The sequence below is a fragment of the Lysobacter sp. cf310 genome (assembly GCF_900114355.1).
In the GTDB taxonomy this organism is placed as follows: domain Bacteria; phylum Pseudomonadota; class Gammaproteobacteria; order Xanthomonadales; family Xanthomonadaceae; genus Lysobacter.
Window position 1 is genome coordinate 525,051 of record NZ_FOSS01000004.1, and the last position, 24,072, is coordinate 549,122.

General features: G+C 69.1%; 11 protein-coding genes. 9 read left to right on the plus strand and 2 right to left on the minus strand.

The genetic code is table 11. The annotated features are described in order from the left end of the window. Window positions 1-37: 37 nt before the first annotated feature. Both BMZ45_RS16850 and BMZ45_RS16855 read right to left on the minus strand, forming a co-directional pair. A complete protein-coding gene (locus BMZ45_RS16850) occupies window positions 38-1,696 on the minus strand; it encodes an NTP transferase domain-containing protein (protein WP_091637671.1) in 1,659 nt (552 codons plus the stop codon). A 28-nt stretch (window positions 1,697-1,724) separates the two neighbouring features. Continuing rightward, window positions 1,725-2,759: a class II aldolase/adducin family protein gene (locus BMZ45_RS16855; RefSeq protein WP_091637672.1), complete on the minus strand. Its 1,035-nt coding sequence runs from the start codon at window positions 2,757-2,759 to the stop codon at window positions 1,725-1,727. A gap of 405 nt (window positions 2,760-3,164) precedes the next feature. Between BMZ45_RS16855 and BMZ45_RS16860 the strand changes: the two genes are divergently transcribed. The 9 genes from BMZ45_RS16860 (at window position 3,165) to BMZ45_RS21330 (ending at window position 23,828) form a co-directional block, all read left to right on the plus strand. Continuing rightward, window positions 3,165-6,512: a non-ribosomal peptide synthetase gene (locus tag BMZ45_RS16860; protein ID WP_175489122.1), complete on the plus strand. Its 3,348-nt coding sequence runs from the start codon at window positions 3,165-3,167 to the stop codon at window positions 6,510-6,512. Continuing rightward, complete coding sequence (locus BMZ45_RS16865; RefSeq protein WP_091637674.1) at window positions 6,505-9,840, plus strand: non-ribosomal peptide synthetase; 3,336 nt, start codon at window positions 6,505-6,507, stop codon at window positions 9,838-9,840. The genes BMZ45_RS16860 and BMZ45_RS16865 overlap by 8 nt, the downstream gene beginning before the upstream one ends. Window positions 9,841-9,871: 31 nt before the next feature. Then, window positions 9,872-14,377 (plus strand): non-ribosomal peptide synthetase, encoded by a 4,506-nt coding sequence (locus BMZ45_RS16870; RefSeq protein WP_091637675.1) that lies wholly within the window; start codon window positions 9,872-9,874, stop codon window positions 14,375-14,377. Further along, window positions 14,374-15,705 (plus strand): MFS transporter, encoded by a 1,332-nt coding sequence (locus BMZ45_RS16875; protein ID WP_175489123.1) that lies wholly within the window; start codon window positions 14,374-14,376, stop codon window positions 15,703-15,705. Before BMZ45_RS16870 ends, BMZ45_RS16875 begins: the two co-directional genes overlap by 4 nt. A gap of 17 nt (window positions 15,706-15,722) precedes the next feature. Beyond that, entirely contained in the window at window positions 15,723-15,929 is a 207-nt protein-coding gene (locus BMZ45_RS16880; RefSeq protein ID WP_091637677.1) for an MbtH family protein, read from the plus strand. Between the two features lie 22 nt (window positions 15,930-15,951). Next, a complete protein-coding gene (locus BMZ45_RS16885) occupies window positions 15,952-16,809 on the plus strand; it encodes a DUF6875 domain-containing protein (RefSeq protein WP_139215545.1) in 858 nt (285 codons plus the stop codon). Next, window positions 16,802-18,145 carry an FAD-dependent oxidoreductase gene (locus BMZ45_RS16890; RefSeq protein WP_091637679.1) on the plus strand — a complete coding sequence of 448 codons (1,344 nt, stop codon included), beginning with the start codon at window positions 16,802-16,804 and terminating at the stop codon, window positions 18,143-18,145. Before BMZ45_RS16885 ends, BMZ45_RS16890 begins: the two co-directional genes overlap by 8 nt. A 483-nt stretch (window positions 18,146-18,628) precedes the next feature. Beyond that, window positions 18,629-23,458 carry an RHS repeat-associated core domain-containing protein gene (locus BMZ45_RS16895; RefSeq protein ID WP_091637680.1) on the plus strand — a complete coding sequence of 1,610 codons (4,830 nt, stop codon included), beginning with the start codon at window positions 18,629-18,631 and terminating at the stop codon, window positions 23,456-23,458. Continuing rightward, the gene (locus tag BMZ45_RS21330; protein ID WP_139215546.1) at window positions 23,442-23,828 is read left to right on the plus strand and encodes a hypothetical protein; all 387 of its coding nucleotides are present in this window, start codon (window positions 23,442-23,444) and stop codon (window positions 23,826-23,828) included. The genes BMZ45_RS16895 and BMZ45_RS21330 overlap by 17 nt, the downstream gene beginning before the upstream one ends. The last annotated feature ends 244 nt before the right edge of the window (window positions 23,829-24,072 follow it).

Here is a 24,072-nt window from a genome sequence, read left to right on the forward strand (position 1 = left end):
CGGGCAGCGATGTTGCGAACGGCGGCGAAAGCAGGGATCAGCATCGGAAGCGCTCCGGCTCGCGCATGCGGTAGCGCTCGGCCAGGGCCGGGCGCGCGTGCGCGGGCACGCGCGGATCGTGTTCGATGCGGTAGGGGTGGGCGTCCCACTTGTGGAAGCAGGACTGCCAGTACTCGAAGGTGCGCAGGTCGTCCGGCGTGCCCCAGCACAGGTAGTGCGCGACTTCGAATACGCGGCAGTTGAGGCCGGCGGCGACCGCATCGTTGATGCAGCTGTCGACGTAGAACTCGCCGTTGACGCGGCCGTCGCGCGCGATCATCGCGTCCGCGGCGGCGGCGAAATCGGCGGCGCGGCGGAAGGTGAAGGTGCCCAGCACGATCGGGTCGCGGGTCGGGTCCGCCAGCGGCTGCTTGACCGACACCGACAGCACCCGGCCGTCGACCTCGTCGACCCAGCCGTAGTGCGTGGGGCGGCGCGCCGCGCCCGGATAGCCGCGCGCGACCCAGACGATCACGTCCACGTCCTCGTCGTCCAGCAGCGCCGACAGCGCCTGCGCGTCGAACACCGCGCCGTTGTCGCAGGCGCCGATGGTCAAGGGCTGCTCGGGATCGACATCGTCCAGGCCGAGCAGGCAGGTGCGGGCCTGGCCGTCGGTCACGCGTTCCAGATCGACCAGGGCGCAGCCGGGGAAACGCGCGCGCAGCGCATCGGCGATGCGCGCGGCGCCTTCCAGGTCGCGGCGCTGCACGAACACGCGTCGCGCAGGCTCCGGCAGATCGCGCGCGGCCTGCACCACCATCGGTTCGCCCGAGACCGGGATCAGCGGCTTGGGTTCGCGATAGCCCTCGTTGGCGAAGCGCGCGCCCAGGCCGGCCATCGGTACCATCACCGCGCCGCGTTGGCGCGTCGGCGTCTGCGGGCGGGCCGGATCGGCCAGACGCCGGAACGCGTCGGACCAGTAGCGGTATTCCTCCAGGTCCTGCGGCGTGCCCCACTGCATGAAGTGGTTGAGCTCGTACACCGCGACGCAGGCGCCGTCTTCCAGCAGCGGCTTGTAGGCCAGGCTGACGTAGTGCTCGCCGCCCAGGCTGAGGTCCGCGCGCGCGCTGCAGCGTTCGAAGGCGTCGCGCATCAGCGCGCCGGAGCGGAAGTAGTAGCTGCCGCTGGAGGCGTATTCGCGCGTGGGCTGGTCGGTGTAGGGCTGCTTTTCCTGGATGTCGAGCACGCGCGCGCCGTCGGTGCGCACATAGGCGTAGTTGGTCGATCCCATCATGTGCGGATGGAAGCCGGTGTAGCAGGGGATCGCGCCGTCGCAGCCGCTGTCGAGCACGAACGACTTGAAGTCGCGGTAGTCCCAGGCGCAGGCGAAATCGCAGTAGTTGACCAAGGTGGGCGCGTCCGGATCCAGCAGCTCCATCGCCTGCAGCACCGCGTGCACCGGGCCCAGCTTGTGCGGCGCAATCCCGAGCACGCGCCCGCTCGGGCAGATCCGCGCCAACTGCTCGGCCATGCGGTACTCGTCGCGGTCCAGGTGGTCCTGATTGCACACGAACACGAAATCGGTCTCGCCCGGGAACAGGTCGACCACGTGGGCGATGATCGGCTTGCCGTCGACCTCGATCAGCGGCTTGGGCACGCGATAACCGGCGCGGCGGAAGCGCTCTCCGAAACCTGACATGGGGACGACGATCTGCATGGGCTCCTTCCGTGGCGTCGTGCGGGGTTCAGTGCGCGGGCCGCGCCAGGGCGCGGCGATAGGCTTCGGCTTCCCAGTCCACCAAGGCGGCGACGTCCTCGTCGCCCAGGTAGACCAGCGGCGCGTCGCCGCGCAAGCGCAGCGCGACCAGCGCCAGGCACAGCAGCATCGCCTGCGCGCCGGCCGACAGCCCCGGCGCGACCAGCACGCCGGCGCCGGGCAGCAGCGCGAACGCGGGTGCGACGCCGCCGGCCGCGGTGCAGCGCGCGACCGCGTCCGACAAGGCGTCGGCGCCTTCCAGCACCGCCGCGTGCGCGCCCAGGAACACCGCATGGTCGGGATACAGCGCGCCGTCGCGCGCGATCGCCAGCGCGGCCGCGTCGGTTCCCAGCGCGTGCACGCGCGGGTCCTGCGGTTCTTCCCAATTCAGGTCGTTGACTGCACGCAGGCGCGCCGGATCGGCGCTGCGCGTGGAGCGTTCGGGTAGGGCCAGCCGACGCTCGACTTCGCTCAGCAACGCATCGGCCGCGGCGCAATCGCCGGCGCCGACGACCAGGCCGTGATTGGCCAGCACCAGCACATCGGCGGCGCGCGCATTCAGGGCTTCGCGCACCGCCTGGGTGAGCGGATAGCCCGGGCGCCGATACGGCACCCAGGCCCAATTCAGGTCCTTCAACAGGGCATCCAGTCGCGTGCGCGCATCCGCGCGTACCGCCCAGGCGATGGTGTTCACCGAATGCACGTGCGCGACCACCGGATGCGGCAGCAGCGCGTGCAGCGAGGTTTCGATCGAGGGCCGCAACGCCTGCGCGTCGCCCAGCCGCGCCAACCGCGCTTCGCCGTCGGCATGGCCCAGCGCGGCGCGCGCCTCGTCCAGCGGCAGCGGCACGAAGATATCGCGCTCGCGCGCCTGCGCGAGCCAAGTGCCGGAGGCCTTGACCCACAAGGTGCCGTCCTGTTTGACAGACGTATTACCGCCGCCGCCCTGTACCAGCAACGGATCGGCGCCGATCCGCGCCGACCAGGCGATCAACGCGTCGAGAGCGGCTGCGATGTGTCCCATCACGCCCCCGCCGACGCGGTGTCCGTGCGTGGTTCGGGCGTTATTCGGTGCTGCGAGAACGGTCGATCCATGTGTTCCCCCTCCCTGCTGGCTGCTGCTCCTGAAACCCCTAATACTCGGTTTGGGCTTGCAACCGGCCGTCCCACGGCCGGATATCGCACTGCCCACATCGGTTTCCCCTGCCGGCGCTGGACGCCCCGGCAACCGATGTGGTCCGCATTTGCCCCCTGACCACGTTATGTGGATAGGATATGGACGGGGGGGCACCACGGATGGAACGCCAAGGATGATCGCGAACATGGTTCGCGTGCAAGAGCATCTCCGAAGCGACGCGTGCTGGATGCCAAAGGGGTGCCGATCGGATCAGGTCGGCCGAGGATGCTCGTAAGTCAAGGAAGTTCAGGGATGAGTGATATCGACCCGCGTATCGCCGAGCTGTCGCCTGCGAAACGCGAACTGCTGCGTCAGTTGAGCGCGCGTCAGCGCGTGGGCCAGAACCGTATTCAGCCGCGCACGCGCCCTGAGCGCATCCCGCTGACCTTCGGCCAGCGCCGGCTGTGGTGGCTGGACCGTTTCCTGCCCGGCATGACCGCCTACAACCTGCCGGTCGGCCTGTGGCTGGACGGCGAGCTCGATCGCGTCGCCTTGCGCGCGGCCCTGCAGGCCCTGCTCGATCGCCACGAAACGCTGCGCACGGTGTTCCGCGCGCACGACGGCGACCCGTATCAGCACATCCTCGCGCGCATCGATCTGCCCTGGCAGGAACTGAGCGCGAGCGGCGCCAATGCCGACGAGCGCGAGGCCGAAGCCCTGCGTCTGGCGCGCGTGGAAACCGCGCGCGCGTTCGACCTGGGGCGCGACGCGATGATGCGCGCGACGCTGATCGACGTCGCCGCGCAGCGTCATCTGCTGGTGCTGGGCTTCCACCACATCGCGATCGACGGCTGGTCCACCAACGCGCTGCTGGAGGAACTGCAGCGCGCCTACGACGCCCTGCGCGCCGGCGGCGCGGCCGACACCGGCGCGCCCGCGTTGCAGATCGCCGACATCGCGCTGTGGCAGCACGAAACCCTGGGCGGCGACGGCCTGCAGCCGCAGCTGGATTACTGGAGCGAACGCCTGGACGGCGCGCTCACCTCGCTGGATCTGCCCGCCGACCGGCCGCGTCCGGCCGCGCAGAGTTTCCGCGGCGCGCTCTACCTGAGCGAAGTGCCGGCGCCGGTCTACGAGCAACTCGAACGCCTCGCGCGCGAGCGCCAGGCGACCCTGTCGATGGTGTTCCTGGCCGCGTATCAGGCCCTGCTGTCGCGCTACACCGCCCAGGACGACATCACCGTCGGCATGGGTGTGGCCGGGCGCGCGCGGGTCGAACTGGAGCCGGTGATCGGCTTCTTCGTCAATACCCTGCCGATGCGCACGCGCATCGAAGGCGATCCCAGCTTCGCCCAGCTGCTGGCGCAGGTGCGCGAGAGCGTGCTGGGCGCGATGGAGCATGCCGACGCGCCGCTGGACCGGATCCTCGAGACCCGCCGCCTGCCGCGCTCGGCCAGCCACACGCCGTTCGCGCAGGCGCTGTTCTTCTTCCAGAACTACCCCGCGCTGGGCCTGAGCATGGGAGGCCTGCAGCTGCGTCAGGCGCATCTGACCGATCTCAGCCACGGCACCGCGCAAGGCGATCTGAGCCTGTTCGTGAACCAGCACGCGCCGCGCGAGCTGATGCTGGAATACAGCACCGACCTGTTCGACCGTGCGCGCATCGAACGCCTGTGCGGGCATCTGCTGCGCCTGTTGGCGTCGGCCGCGGCCACGCCCGACGCGCCGCTGAGCACGCTGGAACTGCTGACCGAGCAGGAGCACGAAGAGCTCGCGCGCTGGAACGACACCGCGCGCGAACTGCCGGCCGATCCCACCATCGCCGCGCAGATCCAGGCCCAGGTCGAGCGCACGCCCGACGCGATCGCGCTGCGCTGCGGCGCGCGCGAGATCGGTTATCGCGAACTCGACCGCCGCGCCAACGCGCTCGCGCACGAACTGCGCGCGGCCGGCGTCGGCCCCGGCGAGCTGGTCGGCCTGTACGTGGAACGCACGCCGGAAATGCTGATCGGCCTGCTCGCCATCCTCAAGGCCGGCGGCGCCTACGTGCCGTTGGATCCGACCTATCCGGCCGATCGCCTGGCCTACATGCTGGAAGCCTCGGCCGCGCGCGTGCTCGTGAGCCAGCGCGCGCTCGCCGACAGCCTGCCCGGCGACGTGGCCACGGTGATCTACGCCGACGCCGATGCGGCGCTGGACGCGCGCGCCGAACGCGCGCCCGACGGCGGCGCGGGTCCGCGCGATCCGGCCTATGTGATCTTCACCTCCGGCTCCACCGGCAAGCCCAAGGGCGTGGAAATCCAGCAGCGCTCGGCGGTGAACCTGCTGCGCTCGGTCGCGCGCGAACCGGGCCTGGCGCGCGGCCAGGTGCTGTGCGCGATCAGCACGCTGTCGTTCGACATCGCCCTGTTCGAGCTGGTGCTGCCGCTGACCGTGGGCGCGACCATCCTGCTGGTCGACCGCGACACCGCGCGCGACGGCCTGCGCCTGCGTCGTCTGGTCGACGAGACCGCGATCGACGTGATGCAGGCCACGCCCGCGACCTGGCGCATGCTGCTGGAGCTGGGCTGGAGCGGCAAGGCCGGGATCAAGATCATCTCCACCGGCGAAGCCCTGCCGCGCGAACTCGCCGACCGCCTGCTGCCGTGCGCGCGCGAGTTGTGGAACCTCTACGGCCCCACCGAAACCACGGTGTATTCGGCGCTGTGCCGGGTGCACGCCGGCAGCGGCCCGATCCTGGTCGGCAAGCCGGTCGACAACACCCAGATCCACATCGTCGATCGCCACATGAAGCGGCTGCCGGCGGGCGTGCCGGGCGAACTGCTGATCGGCGGCGACGGCCTGGCCACCGGCTATCGCGGCCGCCCGGATCTGACCGCGGAGAAGTTCATTTCCGATCCCTTCGGTGCGCCGGGCGGTCGCCTGTACCGCAGCGGCGACCTCGCGCTGTGGCGGCGCGACGGCACCATCGAGGTGATCGGCCGCATCGATCATCAGATCAAGCTGCGCGGTTTCCGCATCGAGCTGGGCGAGATCGAATCGGTGCTCGCGCAGCTGCCGGCGGTGACCCAGGCGGTGGTGCATTGCCGCGAGGACCGGCCCGGCGACCAGCGCCTGGTCGCCTACGTGACCGCGAGCGGCGAGGCGCCGAGCACGGCCGCGCTGCGCGATCACCTCAAGGCCGCGCTGCCCGATTACATGGTGCCCAGCGCCTTCGTGGTGCTGGAGCGCTTCCCGCTCACGCCCAACGGCAAGGTCGATCGGCGCGCATTGCCGGCGCCGGAGGCCGTGGCCGGCGGCGACGAGGCGAATTACGACGCGCCAGTCACGCCCGAAGAGCAGACCCTGGCCGCGATCTGGCAGCAACTGCTGGGCGCGCCGCGGATCGGCCGCGGCGACAATTTCTTCGACCTCGGCGGGCATTCGCTGTTGGCCACGCGCCTGCTGGCGCGGATCGAGCAGCAGTACGGCATCGAGCTGCCGCTGCGCGCGCTGTTCGAGGACGCCACCCTGGAACGTCTGGCCGCGCGCGTGGCCGAGGCCAGCGCCGAGCTGGCGCCGGAGGATCTGGAAAGCCTGCTCACCAGCCTGGAACACCTCAGCGACGAGGAGGCCAGCGCGCGTCTGGCCGCGACCCTGTCCGGAGGCGCGCATGGCTGAAATCAACGAGCGTCTGGCCGGCCTGTCGCCGGAGAAACGCGCGCTGCTGCTGCAGCAGCTGGCCAAGCAGGCGCCGTCGGCGCCGCGCAGCGAGATCGGCCGGCGTGCGCGTCCGGCGCGGATTCCGCTGTCGTATGCCCAGCAGCGCCTGTGGATCCTCGACCAGATCGATCCCGGTTCGGCGGCCTACAACGTGCCGACCTCGCTGTGGATGCAGGGCCGCCTGGATCACGCCGCATTCGCCCGCGCGCTGGACGAAATCCAGCGCCGCCATGAAAGCCTGCGCACCCTGATCGCCGCCGACGAGCACGGCCCGCATCAGGTCGTGCAGCCGCCGTCGGCGGTGCCGGTCGAGCGCCAGGACCTGCGCGCGCTGCCCGTCTCGGAGCGTGAGGCCGCGGCGTTCGCGCTGGCCCGCACCGAAGCCCGGCGCGCGTTCGATCTCGCGCGCGGGCCGCTGCTGCGCGCGCTGCTGGTGCAGGTCGAGGACGAGCGCTATCTGTTCACCCTCAATGCCCACCACATCGCGGTGGACGGCTGGTCGCTGGGTCTGCTGCACGACGAGCTGCGCCAGTTGTACGGCGCCTACCAGGCCGGCGCGGTCTCGCCGCTGCCCGAGCTGCCGGTGCAGTACGTGGACTACACGCTGTGGCAGCGCGAGTTGCTGGAGGGCCCGACCCTGCAGACCCAGCTCGACTACTGGCGCCAGCGTCTGGCCGGCCCGCTGCCGGTGCTGGAGCTGCCCGGCGATCGTGCGCGTCCGCCGGTGCAGAGTTACCGCGGTGACGTACTGCGCAGCACCCTGTCGATGCAGACCTGGGACGCGATCAAGCGCCTGAGCCGGCAGGAGGGCGCGACGCCTTTCATGACCGTGCTGGCCGCCTATCAGACGCTGCTGATGCGCTACTCCGGCCAGACCGATCTGGTGGTCGGCGTCGGCGTCGCCAATCGTCGCCGCGAGGAACTCGAATCGCTGGCGGGGTTCTTCGTCAACACGCTGGCGCTGCGCAACGACCTGTCCGGCAATCCGAGTTTCCGCACCCTGCTGGCGCAGGTGAAGGACACCACCCTGGGCGCCTATTCGCACCAGGATCTACCCGCCGAACGCCTGATCGAGGAACTGCAGCCGGAGCGTTCGCTCAGCCACGCGCCGCTGTTCCAGACCATGCTGTTCTTCCAGAATTTCCCGGCCGAAGAGAGCGATCTGGCCGGGCTGAGCCTGGTGCCGGTGGATTTCGACACCATCAACCCCGGCACCGCGCGCTCGGACCTGGCCTTGTTCGCGAGCGAACACGAAGACGGCCTAGCCCTGTTCTTCGAATACGCCAGCGACCTGTTCGACGCCGCCACCGTCGAGGCCTTCTCCGCTCACTTCCAGCAGCTGTTGCGCTCGATCGCCGAAAATCCGGACCAGCGCATCGGCGAACTCGAGATCCTGCCGCGCGAGGAACGCCAACGCCTGCTGTCGGAATGGAACGACACCGCGCTGGACGCGCCGCTGGATACGCCGCTGCATCGTCTGTTCGAGCGACAAGCGCAGCGCCGGCCCGATGCGATCGCGGTCGAATGCGGCGCCCAGCGCCTGAGCTACGCCGAACTCGACGCCCAGGCCGATGCGCTGGCGCGCGCGCTGGTCGCGCGCGGCGCCGGCCCCGGGCAGTTGGTGGGCCTGTTCGTCGAGCGCTCGCCGCGCATGCTGGTCGGCCTGCTCGGCGTGCTCAAGGCCGGTGCGGCCTACGTGCCGATGGACCCCAGCTACCCGGCCGAGCGCCTGGGCTACATGGTCGAAGACGCGCGCATGCGTCTGATCGTGAGCGAACGCGCGTTGCAGGCGCAGCTGCCGTCCTCGGACTGCGAAGCGCTGTGGCTGGACGAGGTGGATGCCGTCCCCGGCGCGCGCGTCGACAGCGGCGTCGGCCCGGAAGACCTGGCCTATGTGATCTTCACCTCCGGCTCCACCGGCCGGCCCAAGGGCGTGCAGATTCCGCACCGCGCCGCGGTCAATTTCCTCAGCGCGGTCGCGCGCGCGCCCGGCCTGGGCGAAGACGACGTGATGTGCGCGGTCACCACCCTGTCCTTCGACATCGCGGTGCTGGAATTGCTGCTGCCCTTGAGCGTGGGCGCGCGCATCGCCCTGGCCGATCGCGCCACCGCCGCCGACGGCGCGGCGCTGGCGCGCCTGATCGACAGCGCCGGTGCCAGTGCGATGCAGGCCACGCCGGCGACCTGGCGCATGCTGCTCGACGCCGGTTGGCGCGGGCGCCCGCAACTGCGCCTGCTGTGCGGCGGCGAAGCGCTGCCGCGCGAACTGGCCGATCGCTTGCTCGCCTGCGGCGCGCAACTGTGGAACCTGTACGGCCCCACCGAAACCACGGTCTGGTCGGCGGTCGAGCGCGTGCGCGCCGACGACGCGCCGATCAGCATCGGCCGGCCGCTGGCCAACACCGAGATCCACCTCGTCGACGCGCGCGGCCAGCTGGTGCCGGTGGGCGTGCCCGGCGAGCTGCTGATCGGCGGCCTCGGCGTCGCCCGCGGCTACCTGGCGCGGCCCGAACTCAGCGCCGAAAAATTCGTGCCCGATCCTTACGGTACGCGCCCCGGCGCGCGCCTGTACCGCACCGGCGATCTGGCGCGGCGCCTGCGCGACGGCCGCATCGAGGTGCTGGGACGCATCGACCATCAGGTCAAGCTGCGCGGCTTCCGCATCGAACTGGGCGAGATCGAGGCCGTGCTGGCCGAACACCCGCAGGTCCGCCAGGCGGTGGTGGTCTGCCGCGAGGACCGGCCCGGCGACAAGCGCCTGGTCGCCTACGTGATCGGCACCGCCGACGCCGCCGAGCTGCGCGCGCATGCGCGCCAGCGCCTGCCCGAATACATGCTGCCCTCGGCCTATGTGGCGCTGGCGCAGTACCCGCTGACCCCGAACGGCAAGGTCGACCGCAAGGCGCTGCCGGCGCCGGACGCTGAGGCGCTGGAGACCCAGGCCTATGTGGCGCCGCGTAACGGCGAGGAAGAGACCCTGGCGCGGCTGTGGGCCGAGGTGCTGGGGCTGGAACGCGTCGGCATCCACGACGATTTCTTCGAGCTCGGCGGCCATTCGCTGCTGGCCACGCAGCTGATCACCCGCGTGCAGAAGGCCTTCGGCGGCGAGATCGCGCTGCGCAGCCTGTTCGAGGCGCCCAGCGTGGCCGGCTTCGCCGAGCTGCTGCTGCGCCAACGCATGGACGGCGTCGACGCCGACGCGCTGGCGGGCATGCTCGACCAGCTCGAAGGCCTGTCGGACGAAGATATCCAGCTGTTGCTGGCCAGCGAGGGCGCAGAACGATGAGCGCCACGATCACCCTGGCATTGGATTGCGCATGAGCCGGACCGACGACAACGCGCCCGGCGCGATGGCCGAGCGCCTGGCCCGACTGACCCCGCAGCAGCGCGAGCTGTTGCGCCGCCGCCTGTCCGCGCACGACGCCGAGACGCCGCAGGACAATGCGATCCAGCGCCGCAGCCGACCCGGCGAGTCCTTGCCGCTGTCGGCCGCGCAGCAACGCATCTGGTTCTTCGAACGCCTGCAGCCCGGCAGCGGCGCCTACCACGTCTACGGCCATCATCTGCTGCGCGGCGCACTCGATCCGGTCGCGCTGGAACGCGCGCTGGCCGATGTGATCCAGCGCCACGACGGCCTGCGCATGTCGTTCGCCGAAGTGGCGGGCGAGCCGCGCCAGACCGTGGCCGCGCAGGTCGAAGTTGCCGTGCCGCTGATCGACCTGCGCGGCCTGGATCCGGTCGCGCGCGAGGCCGCGGCACGCCAATACGCCGACGAGGAAACCGAGAGCCCCTTCGATCTGGCGCGCGCGCCGCTGGTGCGCGCGAGCCTGCTGCGCCTGGACGAGGAAGAACACCTGCTGTTGCTGGTGATGCACCACATCGTCTCCGATGCCTGGTCCGCCGGCGTGCTGTTCGACGAACTCTCGCGCTGCTACGACGCGCGCCTGGATGGCCAGACCCCGGCCCTGCCGGAACTGCGCCTGCAGTTCGGCGACGCGGTGCTGTGGCAGCGCGAGGCCGCGCAGGAGCGCCAGGTCGCCGACCAGCTCGAGTTCTGGCGCCAGGCCCTGGACGGCAGCAGCGGCCTGCTCGACCTGCCCGGCGATCGTCCGCGCTCGCCCACGCCCACCGGCCGCGGCGCGCGCCATCACCTGCGCATTCCGCTCAGCGTCGCCGCCGGCCTGGCCGATCTCGCCCGCCGCGAGCACGCCACGTTGTTCATGGCGCTGCTGGCCGCACTCCAGACCCTGCTGGGCCGGCATGCGGGTCAGGACGACGTGGTGATCGGCTCGCCGGTCGCCAACCGCGGCGTCGACGGCGTCGCGCCGCTGATCGGTCTGTTCGTGAACACCCTGGCCCTGCGCGGCGATCTGTCCGGCGACCCCAGCTTCCGCGAACTGCTCGCGCGCACCCGCGCCCACTGCCTGGACGCGTTCGAGCATGCGCAGGCGCCGCTGGAGCGGGTGATCGATCAGCTGCGCCTGGAGCGCGTGCCCGGCCGCACACCGCTGTTCCAGACCATGTTCGTGCTGCAGAACGCCGGCACCGCGCCGCTCACGCTGCGCGGCTTGAACATCGAATGGTTCGAGCCCGACGTACACACGTCGCGCTTCGAACTCACCCTGTCGCTGGGCGCGTCCGAGGCCGGCCTGGACGGCGTGCTCGACTACGACAGCGATCTGTTCGACGCCTCCACCATCGCGCGCCTGGCCGATCAGTACGGGGTGCTGCTGCATCGCGTGCTCGCCGATCCCGACCTGCCGCTGTCGCGCTTGTCGCTGCTGGACCAGGACGCGCGCCACGAAGTGCTGGCGCTGGGCGACGGCGGACCCGCGCCGCAGCCGCCCGCGCCGACCTTGTACGGCTTGTTCGAACGCCAGGCCCAGCGCAGCCCGGAGGCGATCGCGATCGTCGAGCCGGGCCGCGAACTGAGCTATCGCGACGTCTACCGGCGCGCCAACGGCATCGCCCAGCGCCTGCGCGCCTTGGGCACCGTGGCCGAAACCCGCGTCGCGGTGCTCGCCGACCGTTCGGCCGAGGCGCTGATCGGCGTGCTCGGCGTGCTCGCGGCCGGCGGCGCCTACGTGCCGATCGATCCCGCGCATCCGGACGAACGCATCGCCTTCCTGCTCGCCGACGCCGGCGCGCTGGCCCTGGTCGCGCCCGCGGCCCTGGTCGCGCGCGCCGACGCGGTCGCCGGCACCGTGCCCTGCGTGATCACCGACGGCGTGCCGCCGGCCGAGCAGCCGCCGGCCGACCTCGCCGGCGCCGACAGCGCCGCCTATGTGATCTACACCTCCGGCTCGACCGGCGCGCCCAAGGGCGTGGTGATCGAGCACCGCGGCGTGGTCAATCTCACCCTGGGCTTCATGGCCCGCCACGACTTCGTCGCCCAGCGCCTGTTGATGATTCCGCCGCTGGTATTCGACGCCTCGGTCGGCGACATCTTCCCGGCGCTGGCCAGCGGTTCGGCGCTGGTGCTGCATCCGGCCCCGGCCGAGCTGGGTCCGTACGAACTGGAAAGCTTCTGCCGCGATTACGGCGTCACCGCGATCGACGCGCCGGCCGCGCTGTGGCGGCGCTGGAGCGAGGGCTGGTTCGCGGCCCAGCGCACCCGCCCGCTGCTGCCGGCTTTGCGTCTGATGATGATCGGCGGCGAGAGCGTGCCGCTGGAACAGGTGCGTCGTTACGCCGGCGTCAGCGGCGGCCGCGTCGCCCTGTGCAACCACTACGGCCCGACCGAGGCCTCGGTCTGCGCGACCATGCTGTCGACCCGCGACGGCGGCGAGTTCGCCGGCGCCGAATTGCCGATCGGCACGCCGCTGCCGGGCGTGCGCGTGTACGTGCTCGACGCCGAACTCGGCCTGGCGCCGCGCGGCGTGATCGGCGAACTGTGCATCGGCGGCGCCGGCATCGCGCGCGGCTATCTCGGCCAGCCCGCGCTCAGCGAAGCGGCGTTCCTGCCCGATCCTTACGCCGAGACGCCGGGCGCGCGCCTGTACCGCACCGGCGATCTGGCGCGCTGGAACACCGACGGCAGCCTGCAGTTCCTGGGTCGCCGCGATCACCAGGTCAAGCTGCGCGGCGTGCGCATCGAACTGGGCGAGATCGAGACCGCGCTGGCCGCGCACCCGCAGGTGCAGGCCGCCGCCGCCGCGTTGCGCGAGGACCGCCCCGGCGACAAGCGTCTGGTCGCCTACGTGGTCGCCGACGCGGGCCTGGAGCCGGCCGCGCTGCGCGAATTCCTGGCCCAGCGCCTGCCCGAGGCCTTGCTGCCGTCGCTGTTCGTGACGCTGCCGGCGCTGCCCTTGAATCGCAACGGCAAGGTCGATCGCCACGCCCTGCCGGTACCGCCGGCCGCGGCGGCGGCCGAGCGCCGCGTGCGCGCGGCGCAGGGCGAGGTCGAAACCGGCGTGCTCGCGGTCTGGCGCCAAGTGCTGGGGCGCGAGGATATCGGCGCCGACGAGGATTTCTTCGCGCTCGGCGGCGATTCGCTGTCGACCCTGCCGCTGGTGTTCAAGCTGCACGCCGCGTTCGGCGTCGAGCTGCCGCTGGCGGCGGTGTTCGCCAGCCCGACCGTGGCCGGCCTGGCGCGCGCGATCGAAGCCCAGCGCGCCGGCGTGGCCGACGCGCGCACCGATCTGCGCGCGCGCGTGGTGCTGCCGCCGGACATCGATCCCAGCGGCGCGCTGGCACCGGCGGCGCGCGCACAACCGGCCTCGGCCCTGATCACCGGCGCCACCGGTTTCCTCGGCGCCTACCTGGTGCGCGAGTTGCTCGACACCACCGGCGCCGAACTGCTGTGCCTGGTGCGCGCCGACAACGAGACCGAGGGCCTGCGCCGCATCCGCGCCAACCTCGACACCTACGAGCTGTGGCGCGCCGGCGACGAACAGCGCCTGGTGCCGGTGTGCGGCGATCTGTCCGCGCCGCGCCTGGGGCTGAGCGCCGAGGCCTTCGACGCGCTCGCGCAGCGCGCCGAGGTGATCTTCCACAACGGCGGCCAGGTCAATTTCCTCGCGCCTTACGAACATCTGGAAGCGGCCAACGTCGGCGGCACCCTCGAGGTGCTGCGCCTGGCCGCGCGCCATCGGGTCAAGCCGGTGCACCTGGTCTCGACCTTGGGCGTGTACCTCACCGAGCGCCATCTGGACCGGGTGGTGTGCGAATCCGATCCGCCGCCGGACGCCGAAGGCCAGATGGGCGGCTACAACCAGAGCAAATGGGTCGGCGAACAACTGGGCCTGGCCGCGCGCGAGCGCGGTCTGCCGGTGGCGATCTACCGACCGGCGCGCATCACCGGCGACAGCCGCCTGGGCACCAGCAACCTGGGCGATTACTTCAACGCCTGGATCAAGGGCTGCGTGCAGCTGGGCTATGCGCCGCACCTGCCCGACGAGTCCTTCGACATGGCGCCGGTGGACTACGTCGGTCGCGCGATCGTGCGTCTTGCGCTGGGTGCGGGCGAGGCCAACGGCCAGTACCACTTCTTCAATCCGCGCCGCCTGCCCATCGTCGACGCGGTCGAGACCATGCGCGACGCCGGCCTGGCGGTGGAGGAGATCGACTATCCGTCCTGGCGCAAGGCGCTGCTGGCCGAAGCGGCGGTGTCGCGCGAGAACGCGCTGGCGCCGTTCGCCGGCCTGTTCCCGCAGGATCCCGACCCGCGCGAACCGCGCTTCGATTGCAGCGCCACTCTCGACGCGGTCGCCGCGCTGGGCCTGGTGTGTCCGCCCGCCGATCGCGTGCTGTTCGCGACCTACCTGGACTTCCTGCGCAGCCGCGGCGCCCTGCCGCTCGCGGTCGAGGAGGAGGAAGCGTGAACCGCTACGCCGGCCTGCGCGATTTCCTGCTGATCTGGGTCGGCCAGTTGGTGTCGGGCGTGGGTTCGCGCCTGACCTCGTTCGCGCTGGGCATCTGGGTGTACCAGAGCACCGGTTCGACGACCCAGTTCGCGTTGATCTTCGTCGCCATGGCGGTACCGGCGCTGCTGATCTCGCCGATCGCCGGCGCCCTGGTCGATCGCTGGGACCGGCGCCGCACCATGATCGTCTGCGACGCGGTCTCGGCGCTGACCATGTTCGCGCTGGCCGCGCTGTACGCGACCGACCGCCTGGCCTTGTGGCATGTCTATGCGGGCGTCGGCATTTCGGCGGTCGCCAACGCCTTCCTGCAGCCGGCCTATGCGGCCAGCATTCCGTTGCTGGCCAGCCAGGAACAGCTGACCCGCGTGAACGGCCTGGTCCAGACCGGGTTCGCGATCGCCCAGGTCGGCGGCCCGCTGCTGGCCGGCGTGCTGGTCAGCACGATCTCGATGCAGGGCGTGCTGATCGTCGACGCGCTGACCTTCGTGATCGGCGTGGTCGCATTGTGCTTCGCGCGCGTGCCGCGCCCGCAACGCAGCGTCGAGGCCGAGGACAGCCTGTGGCGCGAAGCCGCCACCGGTTTCCGCTACGTGCACGACCGCCCCGGCCTGTACGGTCTGCTGCTGGTGTTCGGCGCCACCAACTTCCTGTTCGGCATCGCCAGCATCGCGATCACGCCGTTGGTGCTGTCGTTCGCCGACGCCGCCCTGCTGGGCGTGCAGATGGCGGTCGGCGGCTGCGGCCTGCTGCTGGGCGGCCTGGCCATGAGCACCTGGGGCGGACCGCGCCGGCGCATCCACGGCGTGCTCGGTTTCTCGCTGGCCGCCGGCGTGCTGCTGGCGGTGCACGGCCTGGCACCCTCGTTCGCGCTGGTGCTGGTGGCCGGTTTCGGCTTCTTCCTGACGTTACCTGTGCTCAACGCGTCGAATGCCGCGCTGTGGCAAAGCAAGGTCCCCGCCGATTTGCAGGGCCGCTGCTTCGCGATCCAGCGCGTGCTGTCGGAAGCGGCGATGCCCTTGGGCTATTGCCTGGCCGGTCCGCTGGCCGAACGCGTGTTCGAACCGTTGATGGCGCCCGGCGGCGCCCTGGCCGGCACGGTCGGGGCCTGGATCGGCGTCGGTCCAGGCCGCGGCCTGGGCCTGATGTTCATAGTCCTTGGGGTCCTGATGACGGCGGTCGCGGCCAGCGCCTATGCGGTGCGCGCGATCCGCCGGGTCGAGGACGAATTGCCCGATGCGCCGATCCTGGCGACGGGTTCGGCGGCGGGAGTCGGTGCCGCGGCTTGAGTTGGGATGGAGGTTGCATGCAAGGAGAAGAGATGGATCTCGGCGCGCATCGGGTGGTGGTCAATCACGAAGACCAGTACTCGATCCTGCCGGTGGCACATGCGATTCCGCAGGGCTGGCGCGACGCCGGCTTCCAGGGATCGAAGGACGAATGCCTGGCTCGCATCAGCGAGTTGTGGACCGATATGCGCCCGCTCAGCGTGCGCGATGCGGCACGCGGCTGAGCCAGGAACCAGGAGCGAGGCGATGAGCCCAGATAACGATTCCTTCCAACTGCCCGACCCGGACGCGGCCATGATGGCCGGCCGCACCCATGTCGAGAGCGCGGGCGCGGCCGCGCGCGGCCAGCTGCTGCGCGCCTCCGACGTCGAGCGCAACCAGCACCCGAGCGCGCCGCTGCCCACCATCGTCAGCTGGGTGCGCGAATTCCTCGCCCAGCCGCATCCGGAGCTGGGCCGGACCGGGCCGGTGTGTCCGTTCACGCCGCTGGCGCTGGGCCTGGACACGATCTGGCTTACCGAGGTCGCCGATCCGGATCCCGATCCGGAGCGCATGGCCGAGCTGATCGCGCACTACCGCGGCCTGTTTCTGGAGATCGAACCGCGCTCGGGCGCGGCCGCGGTCAACAAGTCGATCCTGATCGTGTTCCCCAACCTGGGCGTCGACGGCGCCAGCGTGGTCGACCGCATCCAGGCCGAGAACAAGGGCGGCTTCGTCGAACTGGGCCTGATGCTGGGCGAGTTCCACGCCCACAACAGCAGCCCGGGCCTGCGCAATCCCGATTTCTTCCCGCTGCGCAGCCCGGTGCCGATGCTCGCGATCCGGCACATGGTCGAGTCCGATCTGCCGTTCCTGCGCCGCGAGATCGATGCGCCGGAAACGCGCGCGGCCTATCTGCGCTCGTATCTGCGCCGGCTCGGGCCCAACCTGCGCCGCAACAATTTCGAGCAGGCGATCGAAGCCCTGGTCGAGGCCGAACTGCAACTGCGCCTGGCCGCGCTGGCGGCCGAGACGCCGCGCCTGAGCGCGTTGCCGCGCAGCGCCGCGCGCACGGGCAGCGCACGCACGGCGCGCGCCGCCGCGGGATCCGCGCTCGATGACTGACGCCAACGCCACGTCCACCGCCGCGCGCGTGGCGATCGTCGGCGGCGGCCTCGCCGGTTCGCTGCTGGCCCTGCGCCTGGCCGCGCTCGGCCACGGCGTCGACGTTTACGAACGCCGTCCCGATCCGCGCGTGAGCGGCGCCGAGGGCGGCCGCTCTATCAACCTGGGCCTGTCCAAGCGCGGCATCCAGGCGCTGACCGAGGCCGAGTTGATCGACGCGGTGATGCCGACCTCGGTGACCATGGCCGGCCGGGTGATCCACGCGCCCGACGGCAGCACCCGCTACCAGCCCTACGGCAAGGACCGCGGCGAAGTGTTGCACTCGATCGACCGCAACGAACTCAATCGCCTGCTGCTCGACCGCGCCGAACGCCATCCGCAGGTGCGCCTGCATTTCGGCCATCGCCTGGTCGCGGCCGACAAGGCCGCGCGCGAACTCGAATTCGACGTCGGCGGCGCGAGCTTGAAGGTGCGTCCGGATTGGGTGGTCGGCGCCGACGGCGCGTTCTCGCGCACGCGCCAGGAAATGCAGCGCGGCGAACGCGCCGACTACCACCAGGAATACCTGGAGTGGGGCTACAAGGAGCTCACTCTGAAACCGCTGGCCGACGGCAGCTCGGCGATCGAGCTGGAAGCGCTGCACGTGTGGCCGCGCAGCCACGGCCTGTTCGTCTCGCACCCCAATCGCGACGGCTCGCACACGCTCACCCTGTTCCTGCCGTTCGAGGGCCCGGACAGTTTCGCCACCACCCGCGGCGAAGACGAGGTGCGCGCGCTGTTCACCAAGTACTTCCCCGACCTGCTGCCGCTGCTGCCGCAACTGGTCGAGGAGTGGATGGCGCATCCGGTCGGCGCGCTGGTGACCACGCGTACCGCGCCCTGGAGTCGCGAGGATTGGATGGTGCTGGTCGGCGATGCCTGCCACGCGGTCTATCCCTTCTACGGCCAGGGCATGAACTCGGCGTTCGAGGATTGCTCGGCGCTGATGGCCGCGCTCGCGCGCCATCCGGGCCGGCGCGCGGACGCGTTCGCCGACTACGAGCGCTCGCGCCGCCCGCACACCGACACCCTGGCCGAGCTGTCCAAAGCCAACTTCGTCGAGCTGCGCCAGAAGGTGCAGTCGCCGTGGTTCCTCGCGCGCAAACGCCTGGACGTGGCCCTCAACCGGCTGCTGCCGCATTCCTGGCTGCCGCTGTACACCATGATCGCGCACACCACGATGCCCTACGGCGATGCGCTGGCCAAGGCGCAACGGCAGGAACGCATCCTGGTCGGCGCCGGTGCCGGCATGCTGGCGATCGTCGCGGTCGGCGCGTGGTGGGCGTTGGGCAGATAGGTCCACCGTTTCGGCGCGTTTTATGCACGGTTTGGCGTTGTGTTTTGTCGCGCGAAGTGTGCGTACTGCGTGCCATCAATGGCGACGTTTAAAACAGGTTCGAAACCTGGGTGCGCGGCACTTGACGCCGCGCGCCGCCCGGTAGGAGCATCCGCTTGCATCGTGCCTGGGGCGTGCCCCGGCGCGATGGCAACGGAAGCGCTGCATCCCATCGGGAGCATGGAAGTGACGTACACGGAAGGTGGATCGGCCGGCCAGCCCTCGTCGGCCTCATCGCGGCGCCCCGGCGCCGGTAGCTTCTCCGTCGCGCGCCGGTCTTGGCGCTGTCCGAATTCCTCCGCAGGCTGGCCATCGCGCCGGCGCCTGCGGCATTGAGCGCAAGCCACCGCCCGATCGTGCGCGTGCCCCCGAGGGGCGCCGCCGCCCGATAGCGACACTAAGCAATCGCCGCCGCACCGGTACTTACAACAAGAAGGGGATGGTATGGGTTTCGATAGAACGAGCCGCCGCCGCGCCGCCGCCGCGCGCCCACACCGCATGGCGGCCGCATGCCTGGCCTTGTCCTTGATGAGCGGGAGCGCTTTCGCGCAGGAGATCGGACAGCTCTGGGTCAGCCCCTGGGCGTTCAACGGGCCTCATACCAACGAGCGCGCGGTGCAGCAGGACATGGAGAGCCTGCATGCCGCCTCGCTGCCCTACGGCCCCTTCAGTTTCGAAGTGACCAAGCAGACCGTGCTGAACGACCGCACGATCTACCAGTACGAGTTCGAGCGCGTACCGCCGGTGGTGGGCGAGTGGAGCCACCACAGCCTGCTCGACCCGCAGCAGCCGAATGCGACCCTGCAGATGGTGGTGGACCAGATCAAGCAGCGTCTGGACGCGGACAGCACCGGGCAAGGCTGTCCTGCGTCCACTGTCGTGACCGTGTCGCCGAACTGGCAGGTGGACAGCAGTTGGGACAACGGACAGAGCCTGAACGAGAACACCACCTACACGGCCAGCTATGCGGTCGGCTCGCCCGGCAGTTGCACCAGCACCAACGAGAATGGGTCGATCCTGCGTAACCGCTCCATTCAATGCCCCAACATCACCGTGCATGCGTGGAGCGCCGCCAAGCAGGCCTGCGCCGGCGTGCCGGGCTCGGAGATGGTCTACGCCAGCGACCCGCCGCGCGTCTGTCCGTCCGAAGAGGGCTGTCAGACCACCAGCGGCGCCAAGACCGAAACGACGCACGATTTCGACCTGGGTTGGATCGCCTTTCAGCGCAGCTACCACTCGGGCGGCTCCGCCGCGGGCGGCGGCTTCGGCGGTGGCTGGACGCATTCGCACAACATCCGCCTGGCCATCGGCACCGATCCGGCCAGCGGCAACGCGACGCTGCATTACGGCCTGATCGAGGGCAACGGCGCGCACGTCGCCTACAAGCCCGTCGGATCGGCCTATGAGGCGACCGACGGCAGCGGCGACCGTCTGCTCGCGTCCGGTGCGCAATGGAAGCTCTACCGCGCCGATCGGCTGCTGACCTTCGACGCCGAAGGCCGGCTGCTGGAGCAGCGCTACGACGACGGCACCTTCCTGAGCTACAGCTACGACACGCTCAAACGCCTGGCGACCATCGTGCACAGCAGCGGCCGCACCCTGGAGTTCGTCTATGCATCGGGCAAGGGCGCCGCGCCGGTGACGTCGATCAGCTCCGGCGGCGCGGTACTGGCCAGCTACGGCTACACCTCGCAGGGGCAGGTGCAGACGGCGACGTATCCCGGAGGCGCACAGCTGGGCTACCACTACAGCAAATCCAATGCGCCGATGCTGCTGACCGGCGTCACCGCCGAGGACGGCCGCCGCCTGAGCAGCTACACCTACGACGACAAGGACCGCGTGAAGTACAGCGAGCTGCAAGACGCGGGCGCAGGTTTGTTGCTGGAGTACACCGCGGGCGGCACGGCCAAGGCCACCGACGCGATCGGCCGCGTGAACACCTACGCCCTCACCGCCACGCCGCCCAGTGGCGCGCCGCGCAAGGTCGCCTCCGTCAACAACAGTGCCGGTACGCTCAGCTACACCTACTACCCCGAGAGCACCGACTTCCGCCGTCGCATCGACACCGTTACCGACCGCAACGGCACGGTCGCCAAGCACCAGTACGCCGAGCTCACCGACACCGTGTCCGGTCTGCAGGTCCGTGCCCATACGGTCACCGAGGCGCAGGGCACGGCGCAGGCGCGCACCACCGAGCAACGCTCGGAGTTGGCGAGCAACCGCGTAGTGATGATCCTGGCCGGCAACCGGGAAACCCGCATCACCCGCAATGCGCGCCAGCAACCGACCGCCGTGAGCGTGCGCGACACCGCCACCAACGCCACCCGCACCACGGCCTACGCCTACTGCGAAGCGGCCGACGTTGCCGCCAGCAACAGCACTTGTCCGCTGTTGGGTCTGCTGAAGTCGGTGGACGGCCCGCGCACGGATGTCAGCGACGTCACCGCCTACGCCTATTACCCCAGCGACGACACCAGCTGCTCATCGGCGCCCACGACCTGCCCGCACCGCAAGGGCGATTTGTGGAAGACGACCAATGCGCTGGGGCAGGTCACCGAGGTCCTGCAGTACGATGCTCAGGGTCGCGTCTTGTCGCTCATCGACATCGCCGGTGTGGTCACGGACTATCAATACCACCCTCGCGGCTGGCTGACCGCCACCAAGGTGCGCGGTCCCAACAACGCCACCGAGACCGACGACCGCATCACCACGGCGATCTACGAGCCCACCGGGCTGATCCAGCGCCTGACCCAGCCCGACGGCAACTATGTCAGCTTCACCTACAACGCCGCACAGCGCCTGACCGACGTCACCGACAACGCCGGCAATACCATCCACTACACCCTGGATGAGGCGGGAAACCGCACCAAGGAAGAGACCAAAGACAGCGGTGCCGTCTTGCGCCGTACCCTGTCGCGCGCGTTCAACGCCCTGGGCGAGCAAACCCAGCACAAGGACGCCGGCAACCATATCACCGGCACCACCTACGACGCCGACGGCAACCCCAACCTGGTCACCGATCCGCTCAGCCGCGTGGTCGATCACGACTACGACCCGCTCAACCGCGTCTCGCGCACCGTGCAGGACCCGGGCGGCATCGCCGCCGAAACCGGCTACCTCTACGACGCGCTCGACAACGTCACCCGCGTGACCGACCCCAAGGGGCTGCAGACGAACTACAGCTACAACGGCTTCGGTGACGTGACCCAGATGACCAGTCCGGACACCGGACTGACCCAGTACGGTTACGACAGCGCCGGCAATCTGGACAGCCGCCTGGATGCCAACGATGTTCAGGCGCATACGTATGAATACGATGCGCTCAATCGCCTGACCTCGATCTCGATGTCGCCCACCGGTGGCGGTAGTGACGTGGTCTATCACTACGACGGAGCCAGCACCGGGTGCGGCGCCGAGGAGTCCTACGGGCAGGGCCGCTTGAGCGGGACCAGCAAGAACTTCGGCGCTACCTTGCTCTACTGCTACGACCGGTTCGGCCAAGTCGCACGCAAGATGCAGATCGTCGGCGGCCGATTCTTCACGGTGGAGTACACGTACACCGCGACGGGCAAGGTGAAGTCGATCAATTACCCCGATGGCGCCGTTGTCGATTACGTGCGCAACGCTCAGGGCCGCATCACCGAAGTTGGCGTGACCCCGAACGGCGGCAGCCGCACGATGCTGCTCAATCAGGCCGGCTACGCCCCATTTGGCCCAGCCGTGGGCTGGGTTTACGGCAACGGCCGCACCCTGGCGCGCCAGCACGATCTCGACTATCGGCCCGCCACGATCCAGGACAACGCCAGTGGCGGCCTGTCGTTGCACTACGGCTACGACGCCGCCGGCCAGCTCAGTGAACTCAAGGACGGCCTGCAGAGCGCATTCCTGGCCCGCTACGACTACGACAACCTCGGTCGCCTGACCATCCTTCGCGACGGTCCCAGCAGCACGCCCATCGAAACCTACACCTACGACGCCACCGGCAATCGCACCAGCCTGTCGCATGGCGGTGTCACCACCAGCTTCACCTACCCCAGCACCAGCCACCGTCTCAGTTCGGCCGGCGGCATGGCGCGCACTTACGATGGCGTCGGTAACACCACGGCCATCGGCGGCTCGGCGAAGCAGTTCAACTACGGTGAAGACGACCGCATGCGCAGCGTGCAGCAAGGCGGCACGGTCCTGCGTGGCTACGCGCATAACTCGCTGGGCGAGCGCGTGCTCTCCACGGTTCCGGGGCTGGTCGGCAACCCCGACGGCAGCGGCGGCACGCCGGACGTCCACACCTACACGGTCTACGACGAATCCGGCCGCTGGCTGGGCGACTACGACACCACCGGCGCCGTCCTGCAGCAAGCGATCTGGCTGGACGATCTCCCGGTCGGCCTGCTGGCCGGCGCCGGCGCCAACCAGAAACTCCACTACATCGAGCCCGACCACCTCGGCACCCCGCGTGCCGTCATCGACCGCAGCCGCGATGTCGCGATCTGGACCTGGGCGCTACAGGGCGAGGCGTTCGGTAACAGTCCTCCGAATCAGGACCCGGATCTGGACAGCACGAACTTCGTGTTCGACATGCGGTACCCGGGGCAGCGGTATGACGCGGCTACTGGGCTGAATTACAACTACTTTCGGGATTACGATGCGGGGAGTGGGCGGTATGTGCAGAGTGATCCGATTGGGTTGAAGGGCGGATTGAATACCTACGCATATGTGGGGGGTAGGCCCACTGCTCTATCCGACGCGTTCGGGCTCCGTCCGCCGAATGCAAAAGAGTCCGCGTTTATTAAAGGAATTTTTGGCGATTGCTTCAATGTGGATTCTCTGGATATTCGAAAGAGGAAGATCGGAAATACAGGAAGGGCTTGGTCGCCTATTGGTACGATGGTTTCCCTTTCGCCAACTTCTTTTATAAACGGGGATTTAGGCCAGGGGGTGGATCTGTCAATTGCGGATGGCGTTTTTTTACACGAGGTGTTTCATGTGTGGCAACGCTATCAAGGAGCCGCTGTATTTACCAGAATGGCTATTCCGCAAGCTCTTTATTCCCTTGGTGGGCCCAGTCCATATAGTTATCAGATCCCGCGTGGGGCAGAGCCAGAGATTGCGATAGAGTACTTCGAGGCACTTTTTGCAGCTGGTCGATATGAGGCGCAGGCGCAAATGTTGCACAATTCATATCTTCAAGCACTTGGTGGCGGCTGGGATTCTGTGTCTCTATGGAATAATTTGACCGAATATTTAAGGAGAACGAGTTGTGGATGCGGGAATTAAATCGATCAGGGCGGCGGGGGTGGCAATTGGGTTGCTGTTTTTTCTAATGTCTTCTGGCTGCGTTGCACCTGGAGAAGGGAAAAAAGCGAAGCTCGGAAGGGAGGAGGGTGATCGAATAGTAGAGGCGCTAGCAAATTACCACGCCAAATATGGAGGGTATCCGGATCAGCTTGAAGCGCTTGTGCCAGATTTCCTTAAGGCGGTTCCGGTGATGGATCATAACAATGCGGAGCAAGTGCAGTTTTTCTATATTAAAACTAGTGATGGGCAGTATAGGTTGATCTTTAAGTACATCGGCCCCGGAACGAACGAGTGCAATCACTACCCTTCCTATCCTGACGGTTCCTGGAAGTGTGTGGGCGCATATTGAGGTCCAAGAATTAGAGTGAACAAGGACACCCACAGTTCTGCAGTAGCCTGACATCCAGATCAGACTTTCTTGGCTGTGCAAACGAGGTGGGTCGGCGAAGCTGGTCATATGAGCGAACAAGGACACCCACGTTCCACACTAGCCTGACATCCGATTCAGACTTTTCTGGCTGCGCAAGCACGGCAGACCCGAGATGCTGGCCTCATGACACAGGCCCGCTCTTCGCTAATCCCGCCCGGCCAGG

What these genes read in the sequence shown, in the direction of transcription:
- BMZ45_RS16865 (WP_091637674.1), top strand. Translation starts at nt 6,505, where the DNA reads ATGGCTGAAATCAACGAGCGTCTGGCCGGCCTGTCGCCGGAGAAACGC.
- BMZ45_RS16885 (WP_139215545.1), top strand. Translation starts at nt 15,952, where the DNA reads ATGAGCCCAGATAACGATTCCTTCCAACTGCCCGACCCGGACGCGGCC.
- BMZ45_RS16870 (WP_091637675.1), top strand. Translation starts at nt 9,872, where the DNA reads ATGAGCCGGACCGACGACAACGCGCCCGGCGCGATGGCCGAGCGCCTG.
- BMZ45_RS16880 (WP_091637677.1), top strand. Translation starts at nt 15,723, where the DNA reads ATGCAAGGAGAAGAGATGGATCTCGGCGCGCATCGGGTGGTGGTCAAT.
- BMZ45_RS16895 (WP_091637680.1), top strand. Translation starts at nt 18,629, where the DNA reads ATGGGTTTCGATAGAACGAGCCGCCGCCGCGCCGCCGCCGCGCGCCCA.
- BMZ45_RS16860 (WP_175489122.1), top strand. Translation starts at nt 3,165, where the DNA reads ATGAGTGATATCGACCCGCGTATCGCCGAGCTGTCGCCTGCGAAACGC.
- BMZ45_RS16890 (WP_091637679.1), top strand. Translation starts at nt 16,802, where the DNA reads ATGACTGACGCCAACGCCACGTCCACCGCCGCGCGCGTGGCGATCGTC.
- BMZ45_RS16855 (WP_091637672.1), bottom strand. Translation starts at nt 2,759, where the DNA reads ATGGGACACATCGCAGCCGCTCTCGACGCGTTGATCGCCTGGTCGGCG.
- BMZ45_RS16850 (WP_091637671.1), bottom strand. Translation starts at nt 1,696, where the DNA reads ATGCAGATCGTCGTCCCCATGTCAGGTTTCGGAGAGCGCTTCCGCCGC.